Below are 16,132 nucleotides of genomic sequence, written 5' to 3'. Positions count from 1 at the left end.
CTCATGATTGTATTCCGGCCCGCAGGGGCACGAATCTGACGGCTTCCAATTCCGTGCGTTTCCAGGTGGAAACGTCCGTCCGTTCTATCAGCACCAGGCGTTGTTGCACCGTGCCTTCGGGCGCGATGAGACGGCCGCCCACGGCCAGTTGTTCCAACAGCGCCCTGGGAATTTCGATGCCTGCGGCCGCCACAACGATAGCATCGAACGGCGCGGCCCCGGGCACGCCCGCCATGCCGTCTCCAAAAGAGAGTTTTACCCGGTGCAGACGCAGCCGGCGCAGGCGGTCGCGCGTGCCGTCATAGAGCCCGCGCACGCGCTCGATGGCATAGACCTCGCGTATCAGCTGGGCCAGCACGGCGGCCTGGTAGCCGCAACCCGCGCCGACCTCCAGCACGCGCTGCGGCGCGCGGTCGCGCAGGACCGCGCTGATCATGTGGGCCACGACCCACGGCTGGGAGATCGTCTGGCCGAAGCCGATGGGCAGCGCCGCGTCTTCGTAGGCACGGCTGGCCAGCGCCTCGTCGACGAAATGATGGCGCGGCACGGCCATCATGGCGTTCAGCACACGCTCGTCGGCAATGCCTTGCTGGCGCAGGCGCTGGACCATGGCCGCGCGCATGCGGTCGGAATTCAGGCCCAGGTTGCCGGGCATGCCCTGCACCGACACCGAAGGCGGCACGGCCGCGGGACGACCCGTGGCCGGCGCCAGGATGCGGGTGTTGCTGTTGCTGGTCGTGATGCCGCGCGCGGGGCTGGCCACCGGCGCATTGCGCGGGCCGATGCCGATGCCCGGCTTGCTCCAGAACGATGGATCGGGGGAACGCTTGTTGCTCATAGCGGCCCTGCCCAGCCGCGCACCTCGGCCAGCTGTTCGTGATGCGTCAGGTCCAGGCGCAGCGGCGTGATGGACACCGCGCCCTCGGCGGTGGCATGGAAATCGGTGCCCGGCGTGGCATCCAGGGCATTGCCCACCGGACCGATCCAGTAGACCGTCTCGCCATAGGGGCTGGTCATGCGCACGACCGGCTCGGAGGGATGGCGCTTGCCCAGCCGGGTGACGCGGATGTCACCCATGTCTTCGATGGGCAGGTTGGGGATGTTGACGTTCAGCAGGATGGGCGCGGCCAGCGGACTGGCCAACTGGCGCTCGACCACCCGGCGCGCGACGGCCGCGGCGGCGTCGATGTGCTGCCAGCCCTTGTTGACCTGCGAAAAGGCGATGGCGGGAATGCCGAAGAGATAGCCTTCCGTGGCTGCGGCGACTGTGCCCGAATAAAGCGTGTCGTCGCCCATGTTGGCGCCGTTGTTGATGCCCGAGACGATCAGGTCGGGCCGGTGCTCGAGGATGCCCGTGAGCGCGACGTGCACGCAGTCGGATGGCGTGCCGTTCACATAGATGAAGCCGTTGGCGGCGGTGCGCACGGCCAGCGGGCGATTCAGGGTGAGCGAGTTGGACGCGCCGCTGTGATTGGTTTCCGGCGCCACCACCGTGATCTCGCCCAGGTCGCGCAGGGCGTCCGCCAGGGCCTGCAGGCCAGGCGCGGTGTATCCGTCGTCGTTGGAAACCAGAATATGCATGCGTCGTCCAGGAAACGGCGCCGCCCTCCTGCACAGAGGGCGCGCCGGCAAAAAAACGTGACCGAACGCGGCAGATTGTACCTTTCCCGCCACGCCCCAAAGCGCCAAACAACGACGGTAGAATGCGACCACTTCGCATCCCCCGCCATTTCCATGACCACCACCGATACCCTGCCCCTGCTTCTGCTGGTTCTCGCCGCCGCCTACCTGGTGGGGTCCGTCCCCTTCGCCGTGGTCGTCAGCCGCCTGATGGGGCTGCAGGATCCGCGCAGCTATGGCTCCGGCAACCCCGGCGCCACGAACGTGTTGCGCACGGGCAACAAGCTGGCAGCCGCCCTCACCCTGGTGGGCGACGCGGCAAAGGGCTGGCTGGCGGTCTGGGCGGTGGAAACCTGGGGGCCGGCCCACGGCCTGGGCTCGGTGGCGCTGGCGCTCACGGCACTGGCCGTCTTCCTGGGCCACCTGTATCCGGTGTTCCTGCGTTTCAAGGGCGGCAAGGGTGTCGCCACCGCGCTGGGCGTGCTGCTGGCCATCCAGCCCTGGCTGGCGCTGGCCACGGCACTGACCTGGCTGGTGGTGGCCGTGTGCTTCCGCTACTCCTCGCTGGCCGCACTGGTGGCCGCGCTGTTTGCACCGGTGTATTACCTGTTCGGCTCGGGCATCGTCTGGTACGCAGCGCGGCCCGTGGCGGCTGCCATCGCCGTCATCGGCCTGCTGCTGATCTGGCGCCACCGCGGGAATATCTCGCGCCTGATGGACGGAACGGAAGGACGTATCGGCGGAAAGAAGAAGGATCCGCAGGGCTGATCGCCCCGCGGTCCCGTCGGCCCGGGCAGGTCAGGCGGATATCTCGGCCAGGTCCCAGCGCGGCCGCACCGAGAACGCATGCTCGGTCGCCTGCGGTGCCTTGGGATCGAACAAGCCGGCGTTGACCCGCTGCGCGGCCGCGAACGCGATCATGGCGCCGTTGTCGGTGCACAGCGACAGCGGCGGGAAGAAGGCCTCGGCCTTCAGCGGGCGCAAGGCCAGCGCCAGGCGCTCGCGCAGCTTCAGGTTCGCGCCCACCCCGCCCGCCACCACGATGCGCTTGAGTCCCGTGCGTTTCAGCGCCTGGGCTGCCTTGGCCACCAGCACGTCGACGATGGCGTCCTGCGTGGCGGCGGCCAGGTCGGCCGCCAGCGCCGGCGTGTCGCCGCCCTGCTCGCGCGCCGTCTTCAGGCGCGTCAACACTGCGGTCTTCAGGCCGCTGAAGCTGAAATCGAGGTTGCCGCTGTGCAACATGGGCCTGGGCAGGCTGTGGCGCGACGCGTCGCCGTGGTTGGCCAGCGCGGCCAGTGCGGGCCCGCCCGGATAGCCCAGGCCCAGCAGCTTGGCGGTCTTGTCGAAGGCTTCGCCCGCCGCGTCGTCCAGGGTTTCGCCCAGCAGTTCATAGCGCCCCACCCCGTCCACCCGCATCAGCTGGGTGTGCCCGCCCGAGACCAGCAAGGCGATGAAGGGAAACGCCGGGGCGGGCTGCGCCAGCAGGGGCGACAGCAGGTGGCCCTCCAGGTGATGGATGGGAATGGCCGGCAGCCCGCGGGCCCAGGCCAGCGACTGGGCGAAGCTTGCCCCCACCAGCAGCGCGCCAGCCAGGCCCGGCCCGGCCGTATAGGCCACGGCGCCGACGTCGTCCAGCGTCAGGCCGGCCTCGGCCAGCACTTCGCGCGCCAGCGGCAACACCCGCCGGATGTGGTCGCGCGAGGCCAGTTCCGGCACCACGCCGCCGAAATCGGCATGCATGGCGACCTGGGTGTGGAGGGCGTGCGACAACAGGCCGCGCTCGGTACAGACCGCCGCCACGCCGGTTTCGTCGCAAGAACTTTCAAAACCTAGAATAATCATGGCCGGAATTTTACCTTTCGCGGGGAACCCCCATGTTCGAGAAGCTGTTCAAACTGCGCGATCACAACACGACGCCGCGCACCGAGGCCGTCGCCGGGCTGACGACCTTCCTCACGATGTCCTACATCATCTTCGTCAACCCGGACATCCTGTCGAGCACGGGCATGGACCGCGACGCGGTGTTCGTCGCCACCTGCCTGGCCGCGGCGCTGGGTTCGCTGATCATGGCGCTGCTGGCCAACTGGCCCATCGGCATGGCGCCGGGCATGGGACTGAACGCCTTCTTCGCCTTCACGGTGGTCGGCACCATGGGCTATTCCTGGCAACAGGCGCTGGGGGCCGTGTTCATCTCGGGCGTCATCTTCCTGATCCTGACCGTCACGCAGGTGCGCACGTGGCTGATCCAGGGCATCCCGAAATCGCTGCGCAGCGCCATTGCCGCGGGCATCGGGCTGTTCCTGGCCATCATCGCGCTCAGCAACGCCGGCATCGTGGTGGACCACCCCGCCACCAAGGTCACGCTGGGCGACCTGCGCGAACCGGGTCCGTTGTTCGCCATCCTGGGCTTCTTCATCATTGCCGCGCTGGACGCCCTGCGCGTGCGCGGCGCCATCCTGATCGGCATCCTGGCAGTCACGGCGCTGTCCATGCTGCTGGGCTTCAACACCTTCAAGGGGGTGTTCGCGCCGCCGCCCAGCATCATGCCCACCTTCATGCAGCTGGACATCATGGGCGTGCTGCAGACGGGTTTCCTGCACGTGATCCTGGTGTTCGTGCTGGTGGAAGTGTTCGACGCCACGGGCACGCTGATTGGCGTGGCGCGCCGCGCGGGCCTGGTTCGTGACGGCGAGGCCCAGCGCCTGGGCCGCCCGCTGATGGCCGACAGCACCGCCATCGTCGCGGGCTCGATGCTGGGCACCAGCAGCACCACCGCCTTCGTGGAAAGCGCTTCGGGCGTGCAGGCGGGCGGGCGTACCGGCATGACCGCCCTGGTGGTGGCCGGCCTCTTCCTGGCCGCCCTGTTCATCTCGCCGCTGGCGGGCTCGGTGCCGGCCTATGCCACGGCGCCCGCGCTGCTCTACGTGGCCGGCCTCATGATGCGCGAGCTGATCGACATCGACTGGCACGACGTGACGGAAGCCACGCCAGCCGCGCTGACCGCGCTGGTCATGCCCTTCACCTATTCGATCGCCAACGGCCTGGCTTTCGGCTTCATCAGCTACGTGGTGCTGAAGGCCGCGACCGGCAAGGCCAGGGAGGTGCATCCGGCGATGTGGCTGGTGGCCGCGCTGTTCGTGATCCGCTACGCCTTCTTCCCCGAATGACGGGCGCAGGCATGCTGCGGCTGGAAAACCTGGGCAGGCGCCATGGCGACCATGTCGTCTTCGAAGGGCTGACGCACACGTTCGGCCCCGGCTGCGTGGCGCTGTGCGAGGAAGAAAGCACAGGCAAAACCAGCCTGCTGGAGATCATCGCGGGTGTCCTCAAACCGGACGCCGGCGACGTATGGATCGATGGACACTCCCTGCGCCAGGCGCCGCAACAGGCGCTGGATCGCCTGGCCTACGTGCCCGACAACTGCCTGGTGGCGCCCACGCAGACGGGACGTGACATGCTGGTCCAGGCCGCTGCCGCGAAGCAGGTCGCCCTGGATGATGCCGTGCTGGGGCTGGCGGACGCGCTGGGCCTGGCGCCGCACCTGGACAAGCGTTTCGAGCAGATGTCCACGGGCACGCGCCGCAAGGTCTTCCTGACGGCCGCCGTACTGGGCGATCCGGCCGTGGTCGTCGCGGACGGCCCCAGCAATGGCCTGGATGCGCAGGGGCGCAGCGTGCTGGCCGAGGTCTTCAGGCGGTGGGGGCAGGACCGGGTCGTGCTGTTCGCCAGCCATGACCCCGACCTGGTGCGGGCCTGCGGGGCGAAGGCGGTCGAGGTGGGATCGCTGCGATAGCGATGTGGCGGCGAGCCGTCTCTACAACACCTCCCAGCCGCCCTTCCCCCGCGTCAGGTCCGTCGCCAGCGCCTCGGCGGCGGCCAGGCCATCCAGCGGCACGGCCAGCGTCAGCCACGCGCCCTCGGCGGTGAAGTCCTCCTGGTCGATCCTGGCACCGGCCTGCGCCATGCGGGCCTTGAAACGGGCCAGGTCGGCGTAATCACAATGGCAGCGGGCGCGCGCCAGCGCCACCTGCGTGATCTTCGGCGCGGCGCGCAGGCATTGCGCCGCGCAGCCGCCATAGGCGCGCATCAGGCCGCCCGCGCCCAGCTTGATGCCGCCGAACCAGCGCACCACCAGCACCGCCACGCCGTCCAGGCCCTGGCCATCGATGGCAAGCAGGATGGGCTTGCCGGCCGTGCCCGTGGGCTCGCCATCGTCGTTGTAGCGGTATTGCTGCCCCAGGCGGTAGGCCCAGCAGTTGTGGGTGGCGCCGGGGTCGCCATGCTGCGCGAAGAAGGCCATGGCCTCCTCCACGCTCTCGATGGGCGCGGCCCAGACCAGGAACCGGCTCTTGCGGATGTCTTCCTGCAGCGCGTGGGGGGCTGCCAGGGTGATTCTGTCGGTCATGCGCAATGCGCGGCACGGCAAGCCTCAGGCTTGCCGCGGTGCCGGTCCGGCTGCCTGACGGATGGCACGGCAGGCGCGAACAACGATCAGCCCTGCTCGCGCGAAGCCAGGAACTCTTCGTAGTTGCCGCGGTAATCCACGACCTTGCCATCGCCCGCCACTTCGAAGATGCGCGTGGCCAGGCCCGAGACGAACTCGCGGTCATGCGACACGAAGACGAGCGTGCCTTCGAATTTCTCAAGCGCGAATTGCAGCGACTCGATCGATTCCATGTCCAGGTGGTTGGTCGGCTCGTCCATCAGCAGGACGTTGTGGCGGCCCAGCATCAGGCGGCCGAAGCTCATGCGGTTCTTCTCGCCGCCGGACAGCACGCGCACGGCCTTCGAGATGTCGTCGCTGGAGAACAGCAGGCGGCCCAGCACCGAGCGCATGGCCTGGTCGTCGTCGCCCGGCTGGCGGTACGCGGTCATCCAGTCGAACAGGTTGTCGTCGGAATTGAACTGGTCGGAAACGTCCTGGGCCATGTAGCCCTTGTCCGCGTTCTCGGACCACTTCACCTCGCCGCGGTCGGGCGCCAGGTCGCCGGCCAGCAGGCGCAGCAGCGTGGTCTTGCCGACGCCGTTGGCGCCGATGATGGCGATCTTCTCACCGGCCTCGACCATGGCCGAGAAGTTGGTGATGATGGGGCGGTCGTAGGCCTTCGAGATGGCTTCGACGTGGACCGCCTGGCGGTGCATGACCTTGTTCTGCTCGAAGCGGATGAAGGGGTTCTGGCGCGAGGACGGCTTGACCTCGACGGCCTCGGCCTTGATGCGGTCGATCTGCTTCAGGCGCGAGGTGGCCTGGCGGGCCTTGGACTTGTTGGCCGAGAAGCGGCGCACGAAGTCCTGCAGCTCGATGATGCGTTCCTTGGCCTTGGCATTGGACGCCGTGACACGCTCGCGCGCCTGCGTCGAGGCCAGCATGTAGTCGTCGTAGTTGCCCGGATAGACGCGCAGTTCGCGATAGTCCAGGTCGGCCATGTGCGTGCACACTTCGTTCAGGAAGTGGCGGTCGTGGCTGATGATGATCATCGTGCTCTGGTAGCCGTTGAGCACGTTCTCGAGCCAGCGGATGGTGTTGATGTCCAGGTTGTTGGTGGGTTCGTCCAGCAACAGCACGTCGGGGTTCGAGAACAGCGCCTGCGCCAGCAGCACGCGCAGCTTCCAGCCCGGCGCGATCTCGCGCATCGGCAGTTGGTGCTGCTCGACCGGGATTTCCAGGCCCAGCAGCAGTTCGCCGGCGCGGGCCTCGGCCGTGTAGCCGTCGTATTCGGCGAACTTGGCCTCGAGGTCGGCGGCCCTCATGTAGTCGTCTTCGGACGCCTCGGGGTTCGCGTAGATCGCATCGCGCTCCGCCATGGCTTCCCACATTTCGGTGTGGCCCATCATGACGACGTCCAGCACCCGCATGTCTTCGTAGGCGAACTGGTCCTGGCGCAGCTTGCCCAGGCGCACGCCCGGCTCCAGCGAAACGTTGCCCGAACTGGACTCCAGGTCGCCGCCGATGATCTTCATGAACGTCGACTTGCCCGAGCCGTTGGCACCGATCAGGCCATAGCGGTTGCCCTCCCCGAACTTGACGGAGACGTTCTCGAAAAGGGGTTTGGGACCGAACTGGATGGTGAGATTGGCGGTAGAGATCACGATGGTAAAAGAGGAAAATCCATGTAACGGGCGGCGTGCCCAAGCCGTCAGTGTAACGCGGGCGTTGCGCGCTCCCAACTGGTGTAACCGATGTGCCTATTCGGCCCTATCCGGGACCTGCCCGCGTGCTATACCCCCTTCTGCCGGCCCATGAATTGGCGGCAGAAGGAGAATGGCCATGTTCAAGACCCTGGAGCTCGTGGTTGGCCACCGTACCGCGACCGTCTGGATGAATCGCGCCGAACAGCGCAACGCCCTGAACGGTCCGATGATTGAAGAACTGGTGCAGGCCTTCGCCGGCCTGAGCCAGGACGACACCGTCCGCGCCATCGTGCTGGCCGGACGCGGCTCCGCCTTTTGCGCGGGCGCCGACCTGACCTGGCTCCACGCAGGCACGCCCGCCGAGGCGGAGAACCCGAACGACGTGGAGGCCATGAAGACGTTGTTGCGCACCGTCCACGCCTGCCCGAAGCCGGTGCTGGCCCGCATCCACGGCGCGTGCATCGGGGTGGGCATGGGGCTGGCGGCGGCGTGCGACATCGCGATTGCCGCGCGCACGGCCTCCTTCGGCCAACCCGAGACCCGCCTGGGCCTGATGCCTGCCTTGACCGCGCCTTATGTGGTGAAGGCCATGATGCCGCGCGCGGCGCAGCGCTGGCTGCTGACCGGAGAGGCCTTCGGCGCCGAAGAGGCCCGCCGTATCGGTTTCGTGCACGACGTGTGCAATCCGGCGGAGCTGGATCCACGCATCGACGCCCTGCTGGGCAGCTTCGTGATGGCGAGTTCGCAGGCCGTCAGGGCCACCAAGGCCCTCCTGCGCACGCTGTCGGATGCGGAAGACCTGGGGCCAGGCCGCAACGCCGACAGGGCGTTCTAGGCGGCCGCACAGGCCGGGGCCCTGCCCCGGCCGGCGTCAGTGGGCGTGATCCTCGCCAGGCGCGTGGCTCGGCCCATGGTCATGGCCGCAGGCATCGCAGTGGCCGTGTGCCGCGTGGTCCTGCGCGTGGCCGTGATCCTGCCCATGGTCATGGTGGTGCTCATGCAGCACCAGGTAAGCCATGCCATCTTCCGTCGCCAGACCCACTTTCGCGCCGATGGGCAGCGTGGCCTTGGTGGGCACGTGGCCATAAGGCAGGCCCGTCACCACCGGCACCTTCACCACGCCGCGCAGCCACGCCACGACGGCGTCCATGTCGTAACCCTGATCGTGCGGCGCCAGCTTGTAGTCGGTGAAGCGGCCCAGCACGATGGCCTTCTGCCTGGCCAGGATGCCCGCGTGCAGCAGTTGCGTCAGCATGCGCTCCACACGGTAGGGATGCTCGCCCACGTCTTCCAGCACCAGGATGCCGCCCCGGACCTTGGGAAGATAGGGCGTGCCCACCAGCGAGGCGACGATGGCCAGGTTGCCGCCCCACAGCACGCCGCGGCAGTCCACGGCGTCGGCGCCGGGCGCCTCGAAGCTCAGGATCTCCAGTTCGCCGCGCATCGTCTCAGCGAACAGGTCCGGCGTCAGCGCATCCAGCTTGCGGCCGCCGAAATCGGCGCAGGCGCACGGCCCCGTATAGCTGACCGCGCCCGTCTGCGCGAGCAGGGCCAGGTTGAAGGCGGTGAAATCGCTGTGGCCCACGAAACGCTTGCCGCTGTCCGCGATGGCCTGCCAATCCAGCAGGTGCAAGAGGCGCGACAGGCCATAGCCGCCGCGCGTGGCCATGACGATGGGCAGCTTCTGCTTGATGGCGCGCGTGAAGGCGGCGGCGCGCTGCGCGTCGGTGCCGGCGAAGCGCTGGTCCACCGCCAACGCGGTGCGATCGACGGCAGTGCGAAAACCCATCCCGCCCAGCCGCTCGCACGCGAGCGCCAGGGCCGCTGGCTCACGCACGGCGCCAGACGGCGAGATCATGTAGATGCCGCGGTAATCGGCCGGGGTCGGATGGATGTGGCTGGGGCAGTTGTCGGCGCGCTTGGCCCTGCCCTTGCTCTCGGTTTTGCTCATGAAGAAATATCCTGGTCGTCGTCCACGGCGGGCGCCGTGGGGGCGGAAGGCTTGCGGCGGCGTTCGCGGAAGAAGTCGCGCAGCAGCTCGCCGCAACGCGCTTCCAGCACGCCGCCTTCGTAACGGGTCTGGTGATTGAGCTGGCGCACGCCCCCGACGTCCAGGACGCTGCCGCAGCAGCCCGTCTTGGGATCGGCGGCGCCGTAGACCACGCGCGCCAGGCGCGCGTGCAGCATGGCGCCCATGCACATGGCGCAAGGCTCCAGCGTGACGTACAGGGTGGCGCCGGGCAGCCGGTAGTTGCCGGCCTGCCGCGCGGCGGCGCGCAGCGCGACGATCTCCGCGTGGGCCGTGGGATCGCTGTCGACGATGACGCGGTTGTGGCCGGTGGCCACGAGCTCGCCCTGCGCATCGACCAGCACCGCGCCCACCGGCACTTCGCCGATATCCCAGGCCTGCTGCGCCGCGCGCAGCGCCAGGGCCATGCAGGCTTCGTCGGCGGCCCGCGTGGCGGCAGCGCCAGCGGCCTGCGGGACCAGCGTGTCAGCCACGGTACACACGCGACTTCAGCGCGATGCGCCCGGCCAGGCTGGTGACTGCCTCTTCCAGCCATTGATAGAGCTCGGCATCGTCGTCGTAGCGCGCCTGGTTCAGGTTCGACACGCGGCCATCCTCGATGAAGCCCCATGCCCGGCTGCGCTTGTCGCGGTGCTTGCGGTCCCACACGCCGAAGGCGAAGCCACCGGCGCGGCGGATGACCGAGAAACACGGGATGTCGGTGTAGCCGTCGCCCACGAAGATCATCTGCTCGAACGGGATGCGCAGACGGTCTTCGGGCACCTTGCGATTGACCTCGAAAGGTTTGCCCACGTAGGCCGGGCCGATGATGCCCTTCTGGATGTGGAAGAGATAACGGGTCTTGTCGGTGAAGCTGACGATGCGGCGCGGGAAGACGATTCCGCCGGCGTCGTCGTAGGTGAACTCGGAGGCCCAGATCTCGGTGAACTCGTGCGCGATGGGCGTGGCGCGCACCACGTCGCCGATGCCGCTGGAGATCAGGTAGAACTCGAGCTGCACCTGCGGATGCGCCTGGCGTACGGCCTGGCGCAGGCGCGAGAACAGCGTGGGCACGCCGTCATGCAGGGGCAGCGACTGGCCCCAGGCACGCAGGCGCTCGCGCGTGATGCGGCCGTGGCTGCCTTCGCGCGAGAGCTCGATCATGCGGTGGAGATAGGCCGGGACGGGATCCCAGTCCTGGGCGAGCAGCGGGTCGACCTGGTCTTTCCAGAAGCTCGCGGTGTCGACGCCCATGCTGTCGAGAAAACCCGAGGTGCTGTCGGGCGCCAGCGTGTCGTCGAAATCGAAGATCAGGGCAATGACATCGGACATGGGCGCGCCACAGGCAGGAAGGAAGGCGCCATTGTACTGGGCGCCCGCCCCGCCGCCTGGGTAGCGCGGGCCATCCCCCGTGCACCGCCGGGTGCGCGGGGGCCGGGATCAACGGACGTTGGTGCCGGGCGCGCCGGGGGTGCCCATGGGAGCGGGGGTCTGGTAGCCCTGGGTGGGCGGGGCCGGCGGCTGGTAAGCCGGCGGGGGCGATTGGTAGGCCGGGGGCGGCGTCTGGTACGTGGGCGCCGGGTTATTGCCGGTGGCGGGCGGCACCGGCATGGGCGCCGGCGCCGTGGCAGGCGCCGAGGTGCCCGGGGCGTGATAGACCGGCGGCGGATTGCCGGCGGCCGGGGCCGCGCCAGGCGCCGGCACCGTGATCGTGCGTTCGCGCAGGACGCCGCCGCCCGGCACGCTGCCGTGGACCTGGGTGTCAGGCGACTTCATGGTCGCCTCGCAGGACGCGCGATCCGCCGCGGGCAGGTTCTGGCAGCGGCGCACGGCGTTCTGCTGGCGCTGTTCGGGCGTCGTCTGGACGTTCGGGCGGGGCGACTCGGTGCGCACCGCGCCCGCTTCCCGCAGGCAGGTGGCGCGATCCTGGCCGGTGGTGCCGCTGTTGCAGGCAGCCACGTCGCGCTGGTATTGCTGTTGGCGCGCCGAATCGGCGGCCAGGGCCGGGCCGGCGGCCGTGGCCGAGATCAGCAGCGCGGCGGCGCACAAGGCGAAGCCGCGGCGCGCGGGCTTGCGTTGGGGCATCTGGTCGAGGGTATTCCGCATGGCGTATCTCCTATCCAACCCATCGTGGGCGGGGCTGTTGCGCCAGCCTTGCCGTTGCCTGCGCGAAAGACCGCGCCGGCCGCCGCAGGGCTGGGTGGAAACCCATTATGCGGGCCCCGCCCGGGGCTCGGCCACCGCCTGCTTACGTCTGGCAAGAACTCTTTCCAATCCCTACCGCGCCCGCGGGGGCGTGCCCCATCTGGAGACGATTGTCACAGGCGCTTGCGCGCCAACCGTCGTTCAGGCGCGCCGGCGGCGCCGCGGTCCCGCCACGCAGGCAATGGCCAGGATCAGCCCCGACATCACCGCGATCATGCCGGCGGCGCTGACGCTGTCGGGCGAACCGAACAGCATCGGCCCGTAGGCGGCCAGGAAAAAGCCCGCCAGCGAGGAGAGGGCCGCGAACGCCACGCTCCAGCCGATCTGCGCCCCCAGCTTGTCCGTCATGAGGCGGGCCGCCGCGGCCGGGCAGATGAACATGGCGACCACCAGGATGGCCCCCACCGCCTCGAAGGCCGCGACCGCGCTGACCGCCACCATGACCAGCAGCAGGAAGCCCGTCAGGCCCGGCCTGGCGCCCACGCTGGCGGCGAAATCGGCGTCGAAGGTGCCCAGCACCAGTTCGCGCCGGCGATGGAACAGGAACAGCGCCACCACCAGCAGCACGACGGCCAGGCGCGGCAACTGCACCGGCAGCTCGGCCAGCACGGCGGGATCCAGCAGGTCGCCCCAGTCGATGGCGGCCAGCCAGATGAGGCTTTCCAGGTTGCCGTACAGCACGTGCTCGACGTCCAGGTGCACGGCGCTGGCGCGTGAGCGCTCCAGCCACAGCACGCCGGCGGCGAACAGCGCCGTGAAGACCACGCCCATGGCCGCGCCGGATTCGATGCGCCCCAGCTTGCGGATGGCCTCGATGAGCCCCACCGCCAGCACCGCGGCAATTGCCGCGCCCGCCAGCATGGGACCGGTGCTGACCGTGCCGGTGACCAGGAACGCGCCCACCACCCCCGGCAGCACGACGTGGCTGACCGCATCGCCGATCAGGCTTTGCCGGCGCAGCACCAGGAAATTGCCCAGCAGCGCGCACACCACGCTGGCCAGGAGGCCGATGAGCGCGGGGGTCAGGCTCAGGCCCAGGAAGTCGGCCAGCATCATCGCGCCGCCTCCAGCTTGCGCTCGAGATCGGCCAGCGTATCGGGCGGCAGCACCTCGCGGATGGGCAGCACGCGCTGGTACAGCCCTGCCGAGACGCTGCCGGGGCTGTCGCGCCGGTATTGCATCCACAAGGCCTCGTCGCGCGCGGCCTGCGCGGCGGCGATGGCGCCCGCTTCCGTGGCGACGCCGTCGCGCCGGATGTGCCCGGCCCGGCGCAGCACCCGCAAGGTCAGGCCGTCATAGATGGGTTCGCCCCGCCCGATGGCCAGCAGGCCTTGGCGCCGGTGCACCCGCAGGCGAAAGGCGTAATAGCGCACGGCCACGGCCAGCAGGCCACGGCTGGGCGCCAGCAGCATCGACACGGCGAAGATGCTGAACAGCGTCAGCACGATGAGCGAGCCCGTCGGCAGGCCCCGCGCGGTGGAAGACAGCGCGGCACCCACGTAGCCGCCCACCGCGCCCAGGCCCGCGGCGATGGGCACCATGCGGTGCACGCGCTCGGTCCAGAAACGCGCGGCAACGGCCGGGATGATGGTGAGCGCCACGCTCAGCACCAGCCCCACGACCTTCAGGCCGGTGACGACGACGGCCAGCAGCACCAGCGACAGGGCGAGATCCGCACGGCGCACGTTCACACCCGAGACCTCGGCATAGTCGGCGTCGAACGCCACCAGGGCAAAGCGCCGGCGCAGCAGGAAGATGGCCAGGGCCGTGACCGCCGCCATCACGGCGATGAGCACGGCCTCGCTGCGCAGCATGCCCGCGGCCGACCCCAGCAGATAGGAGCCCAGGCCCGCCTGGCTGCCGGTGCGCATGACCTGGATGACGGTCAGCAGCACGACGCCAGCGCCGAAAAACACGGACAGCACGGCGCCGATGGCCGCATCCTCGCGCAGCCGGGTGCGGCCGACGATGGCGCCCACCGCCAGCATGCCCAGCGTGGCGGAAATGGCCGCGCCCAGCATCAGGCCTGGCATCCAGCGGCCATTGCCGGTCCATACCGCCATGACGATGAAGGCCAGCGCCAGGCCCGGCAGCGTGGCATGGCCCATGGCGTCGCTGACCAGCGAACGGCGGCGCAACAGCACGAAGGCGCCCACCGCGCCGCCGGCCGCGCCCAGCAAGGCGGCACCCAGGGTGACCAACGCGGTGTTGTAGCCGGCCTGCATCAGCAAGGCGGACAGGAAGGCCTGCATGGTGTCAGTCCTGTCGGGCGGAAGCGTCGGTTGCAGCCACGGCCGCCGAGTCGTGCGCCTCGGCCAGCCGGTCGATCTGCACGCCCGCCAGGCGGCCGCCGTAGGCGTCCTGCAGGTTGTCGGCGGTGAAGGCCTCGCGCACCGGGCCGGCCGCCACGCGCTGCACGTTCAGCAGCAGCACGTGGTCGAAATATTCCGGCACCGTGGCCAGGTCGTGATGCACGCACAGCACCGTCTTGCCGGAACGGTTCAGCGTGCGCAGCACGCTGATCAGCGCGCGTTCGGTGGCGGCGTCCACACCGGCGAAGGGTTCGTCCAGCACATAGAGATCGGCGTCCTGCACCAGGGCGCGCGCCAGGAAGATGCGTTGCTGCTGGCCACCCGACAGCCGCCCGATCTGGCGGTCGGCGAACTCGCGCATGCCCACCTGCTCCAGGCAGGCGGCGATGCGCGCCTTGTGGCCTGCCTGCAGGAAGCCCCACGGGCTGAGCTGCCGGTAAAGCCCCATGGCCACGACGTCGAAGGCCGTGGCGGGGAATTCCCAGTCGACGCTGGCGCGCTGGGGCACATAAGCCACCCGGTGGCGATTGGCCGCGAACGGCAGCCCGAACAGGCTGACCTCGCCCGATACCCGCGGAATGATGTCCAGCGCGGCCTTGAGCAGCGTGGACTTGCCCGCGCCGTTGGGTCCCACGATGACGCTCATGGCACCGGCCGGCACCACGTGGTCGATGGAGAACAGCACGGTCTTGCCGTCATAGCTGACGGTGAGGCCGCTGAGCGAGAGCGCGGGCGGCGGCGCGCCGGCGTCGCGGGAAGGCGCGGGAGGCTTGGCTCTGGGCATGCCGATCATTTCTTGCAAGGCGCCACGCCCGCGGGAGGCTGGCCGGCGTCGCCGCCCAGCGCGCAGGCGATGGTCGAGACGTTGTGGGCGATCATGCCCAGATAGGTGCCTTCGGGCGTATCCGGCGCGCCCATCGCGTCGGAATACAGCTCGCCGCCCACCCTGACCGTGTGGCCGCGGGCGGCCGCGCCTTCCATCAGGGCGCGCACGTTGCGCTCGGACACGGACGATTCGACGAAGATGGCGCCGATCTGGCGCTTGGCCAGTTCGCCCACCAGGCGTTCGACCTGGTGCAGGCTGGCTTCGCTTTCCGTGGAAATGCCCTGGATGCCCAGCACTTCGTAGCCATAGGCGCGGCCGAAATAGCGGAAGGCGTCATGCGCGGTCACCAGTACGCGCCCCTTGGGCGGCACGCTTTCCAGCACCTTGCGCGAATAATCGTCCAGCTCGTCCAGTTTCAGCTGGTAGGCGCGCGCATTGGCCTCGAAGACGGCCCGGCTGGCCGGCTCGGCGTCGATCAGCGCGTCGCGCGCGGCCTGGACCACCCGCTCCCACAGGGACGGATCCATCCAGACGTGAGGGTCGTAACGATCGGGGTAATCCTCGTCGGCCAGCAGGTCGGCGCGCGGCAGCGCGGTTTCCGCCAACGCCACGACACGCTGGCGGCGGGCCAGGTCGTGCATGAGCTTTTCCAGCTGGGCTTCCAGGTTCAGCCCGTGCCACACCACCAGGTCGGCGCGCGTCAGCCGGCCGATGTCCGAGCGCGTCTGGCGGTAGGTGTGCGGGTCGACGCCCGGCCCCATCAGGGTCGTCACGCTGACCCGTTCGCCGCCCACGGCCTTGATCGCATCGCCCAGCATGCCGGTGGTGGCGACGACGTCCAGCGGCTCGCCCGAGGGCTGCGCCCGCGCCGGCAGGGCCGTGAGGAGCAGTACCGCCAGCACCGCGGCCAGCGCGCCCAGCCAGGCCTGGCCTGTCCGCCTCGGCCGGCCGAAGGCGGTCGCCGCGCCTGCCCGTGTTTGCGTGCCTGGGTGTGCCGATACGTCCATGCCCCTGATCATGCCTGCCATC

The 16,132-nt window shown here is 69.4% G+C and carries 17 protein-coding genes; 4 read left to right on the top strand and 13 right to left on the bottom strand.

The window, feature by feature from the left end; all coding sequences use genetic code 11:
• Position 1: 1 nt before the first annotated feature.
• Together ODI_RS10560 and surE are read right to left on the bottom strand one after the other, a co-directional pair.
• Positions 2-838 (bottom strand): protein-L-isoaspartate(D-aspartate) O-methyltransferase, encoded by an 837-nt coding sequence (locus ODI_RS10560; RefSeq protein ID WP_082985203.1) that lies wholly within the window; start codon positions 836-838, stop codon positions 2-4.
• Positions 835-1,581 (bottom strand): 5'/3'-nucleotidase SurE, encoded by a 747-nt coding sequence (gene surE, locus ODI_RS10555; protein WP_067751028.1) that lies wholly within the window; start codon positions 1,579-1,581, stop codon positions 835-837. The genes ODI_RS10560 and surE overlap by 4 nt, the downstream gene beginning before the upstream one ends.
• A gap of 153 nt (positions 1,582-1,734) precedes the next feature.
• Here surE and plsY point away from each other — a divergent pair, with 153 nt between their 5' ends.
• Entirely contained in the window at positions 1,735-2,388 is a 654-nt protein-coding gene (gene plsY, locus ODI_RS10550; protein WP_067751031.1) for a glycerol-3-phosphate 1-O-acyltransferase PlsY, read from the top strand.
• 30 nt (positions 2,389-2,418) lie between these two features.
• Here plsY and tsaD read toward each other — a convergent pair whose 3' ends face one another.
• Entirely contained in the window at positions 2,419-3,462 is a 1,044-nt protein-coding gene (tsaD, locus tag ODI_RS10545) for a tRNA (adenosine(37)-N6)-threonylcarbamoyltransferase complex transferase subunit TsaD (RefSeq protein ID WP_067751033.1), read from the bottom strand.
• Between the two features lie 32 nt (positions 3,463-3,494).
• On the opposite strand from tsaD, the gene ODI_RS10540 reads away from it, so the two are divergent.
• Together ODI_RS10540 and ODI_RS10535 are read left to right on the top strand one after the other, a co-directional pair.
• Positions 3,495-4,787, top strand: a complete 1,293-nt coding sequence (locus tag ODI_RS10540) for an NCS2 family permease (protein ID WP_067751036.1) — start codon at positions 3,495-3,497, stop codon at positions 4,785-4,787.
• An 11-nt stretch (positions 4,788-4,798) separates the two neighbouring features.
• Complete coding sequence (locus tag ODI_RS10535) at positions 4,799-5,413, top strand: ABC transporter ATP-binding protein (RefSeq protein ID WP_067751064.1); 615 nt, start codon at positions 4,799-4,801, stop codon at positions 5,411-5,413.
• A 21-nt stretch (positions 5,414-5,434) separates the two neighbouring features.
• Here ODI_RS10535 and ODI_RS10530 read toward each other — a convergent pair whose 3' ends face one another.
• On the bottom strand, positions 5,435-6,025 hold the full coding sequence (locus tag ODI_RS10530; RefSeq protein WP_067751038.1) for an IMPACT family protein: 591 nt from the start codon (positions 6,023-6,025) through the stop codon (positions 5,435-5,437).
• Positions 6,026-6,111: 86 nt separating this feature from the next.
• The gene (locus ODI_RS10525) at positions 6,112-7,710 is read right to left on the bottom strand and encodes an ABC-F family ATPase (RefSeq protein ID WP_067751040.1); all 1,599 of its coding nucleotides are present in this window, start codon (positions 7,708-7,710) and stop codon (positions 6,112-6,114) included.
• Positions 7,711-7,888: 178 nt separating this feature from the next.
• On the opposite strand from ODI_RS10525, the gene ODI_RS10520 reads away from it, so the two are divergent.
• Entirely contained in the window at positions 7,889-8,587 is a 699-nt protein-coding gene (locus ODI_RS10520; RefSeq protein ID WP_067751043.1) for an enoyl-CoA hydratase-related protein, read from the top strand.
• Between the two features lie 36 nt (positions 8,588-8,623).
• On the opposite strand, the gene ODI_RS10515 is transcribed toward ODI_RS10520, so the two are convergent.
• The 8 genes from ODI_RS10515 to ODI_RS10480 form a co-directional block, all read right to left on the bottom strand.
• Positions 8,624-9,610: an LD-carboxypeptidase gene (locus ODI_RS10515; RefSeq protein WP_231968255.1), complete on the bottom strand. Its 987-nt coding sequence runs from the start codon at positions 9,608-9,610 to the stop codon at positions 8,624-8,626.
• A gap of 89 nt (positions 9,611-9,699) precedes the next feature.
• On the bottom strand, positions 9,700-10,242 hold the full coding sequence (gene tadA, locus ODI_RS10510) for a tRNA adenosine(34) deaminase TadA (protein ID WP_074046774.1): 543 nt from the start codon (positions 10,240-10,242) through the stop codon (positions 9,700-9,702).
• Positions 10,243-10,246: 4 nt separating this feature from the next.
• The gene (locus ODI_RS10505; protein WP_067751046.1) at positions 10,247-11,092 is read right to left on the bottom strand and encodes an HAD family hydrolase; all 846 of its coding nucleotides are present in this window, start codon (positions 11,090-11,092) and stop codon (positions 10,247-10,249) included.
• Positions 11,093-11,200: 108 nt separating this feature from the next.
• The gene (locus ODI_RS10500) at positions 11,201-11,866 is read right to left on the bottom strand and encodes a hypothetical protein (protein WP_197707142.1); all 666 of its coding nucleotides are present in this window, start codon (positions 11,864-11,866) and stop codon (positions 11,201-11,203) included.
• 240 nt (positions 11,867-12,106) lie between these two features.
• Positions 12,107-13,021: a metal ABC transporter permease gene (locus tag ODI_RS10495; protein WP_197707141.1), complete on the bottom strand. Its 915-nt coding sequence runs from the start codon at positions 13,019-13,021 to the stop codon at positions 12,107-12,109.
• Positions 13,018-14,217 (bottom strand): metal ABC transporter permease, encoded by a 1,200-nt coding sequence (locus ODI_RS10490; RefSeq protein WP_067757012.1) that lies wholly within the window; start codon positions 14,215-14,217, stop codon positions 13,018-13,020. The genes ODI_RS10495 and ODI_RS10490 overlap by 4 nt, the downstream gene beginning before the upstream one ends.
• Positions 14,218-14,221: 4 nt before the next feature.
• Positions 14,222-15,061: a metal ABC transporter ATP-binding protein gene (locus ODI_RS10485; RefSeq protein ID WP_098021002.1), complete on the bottom strand. Its 840-nt coding sequence runs from the start codon at positions 15,059-15,061 to the stop codon at positions 14,222-14,224.
• A 5-nt stretch (positions 15,062-15,066) separates the two neighbouring features.
• Positions 15,067-16,110 (bottom strand): metal ABC transporter solute-binding protein, Zn/Mn family, encoded by a 1,044-nt coding sequence (locus ODI_RS10480; protein WP_082985422.1) that lies wholly within the window; start codon positions 16,108-16,110, stop codon positions 15,067-15,069.
• Positions 16,111-16,132: the final 22 nt, after the last annotated feature.

Origin of the sequence: Orrella dioscoreae, from assembly GCF_900089455.2 — a bacterium.
Classification (GTDB): Bacteria; Pseudomonadota; Gammaproteobacteria; order Burkholderiales; family Burkholderiaceae_B; genus Orrella; species Orrella dioscoreae.
The sequence above is the reverse complement of the archived record's forward strand: the minus strand, read 5'-3'. Positions and strand labels throughout refer to the sequence as shown.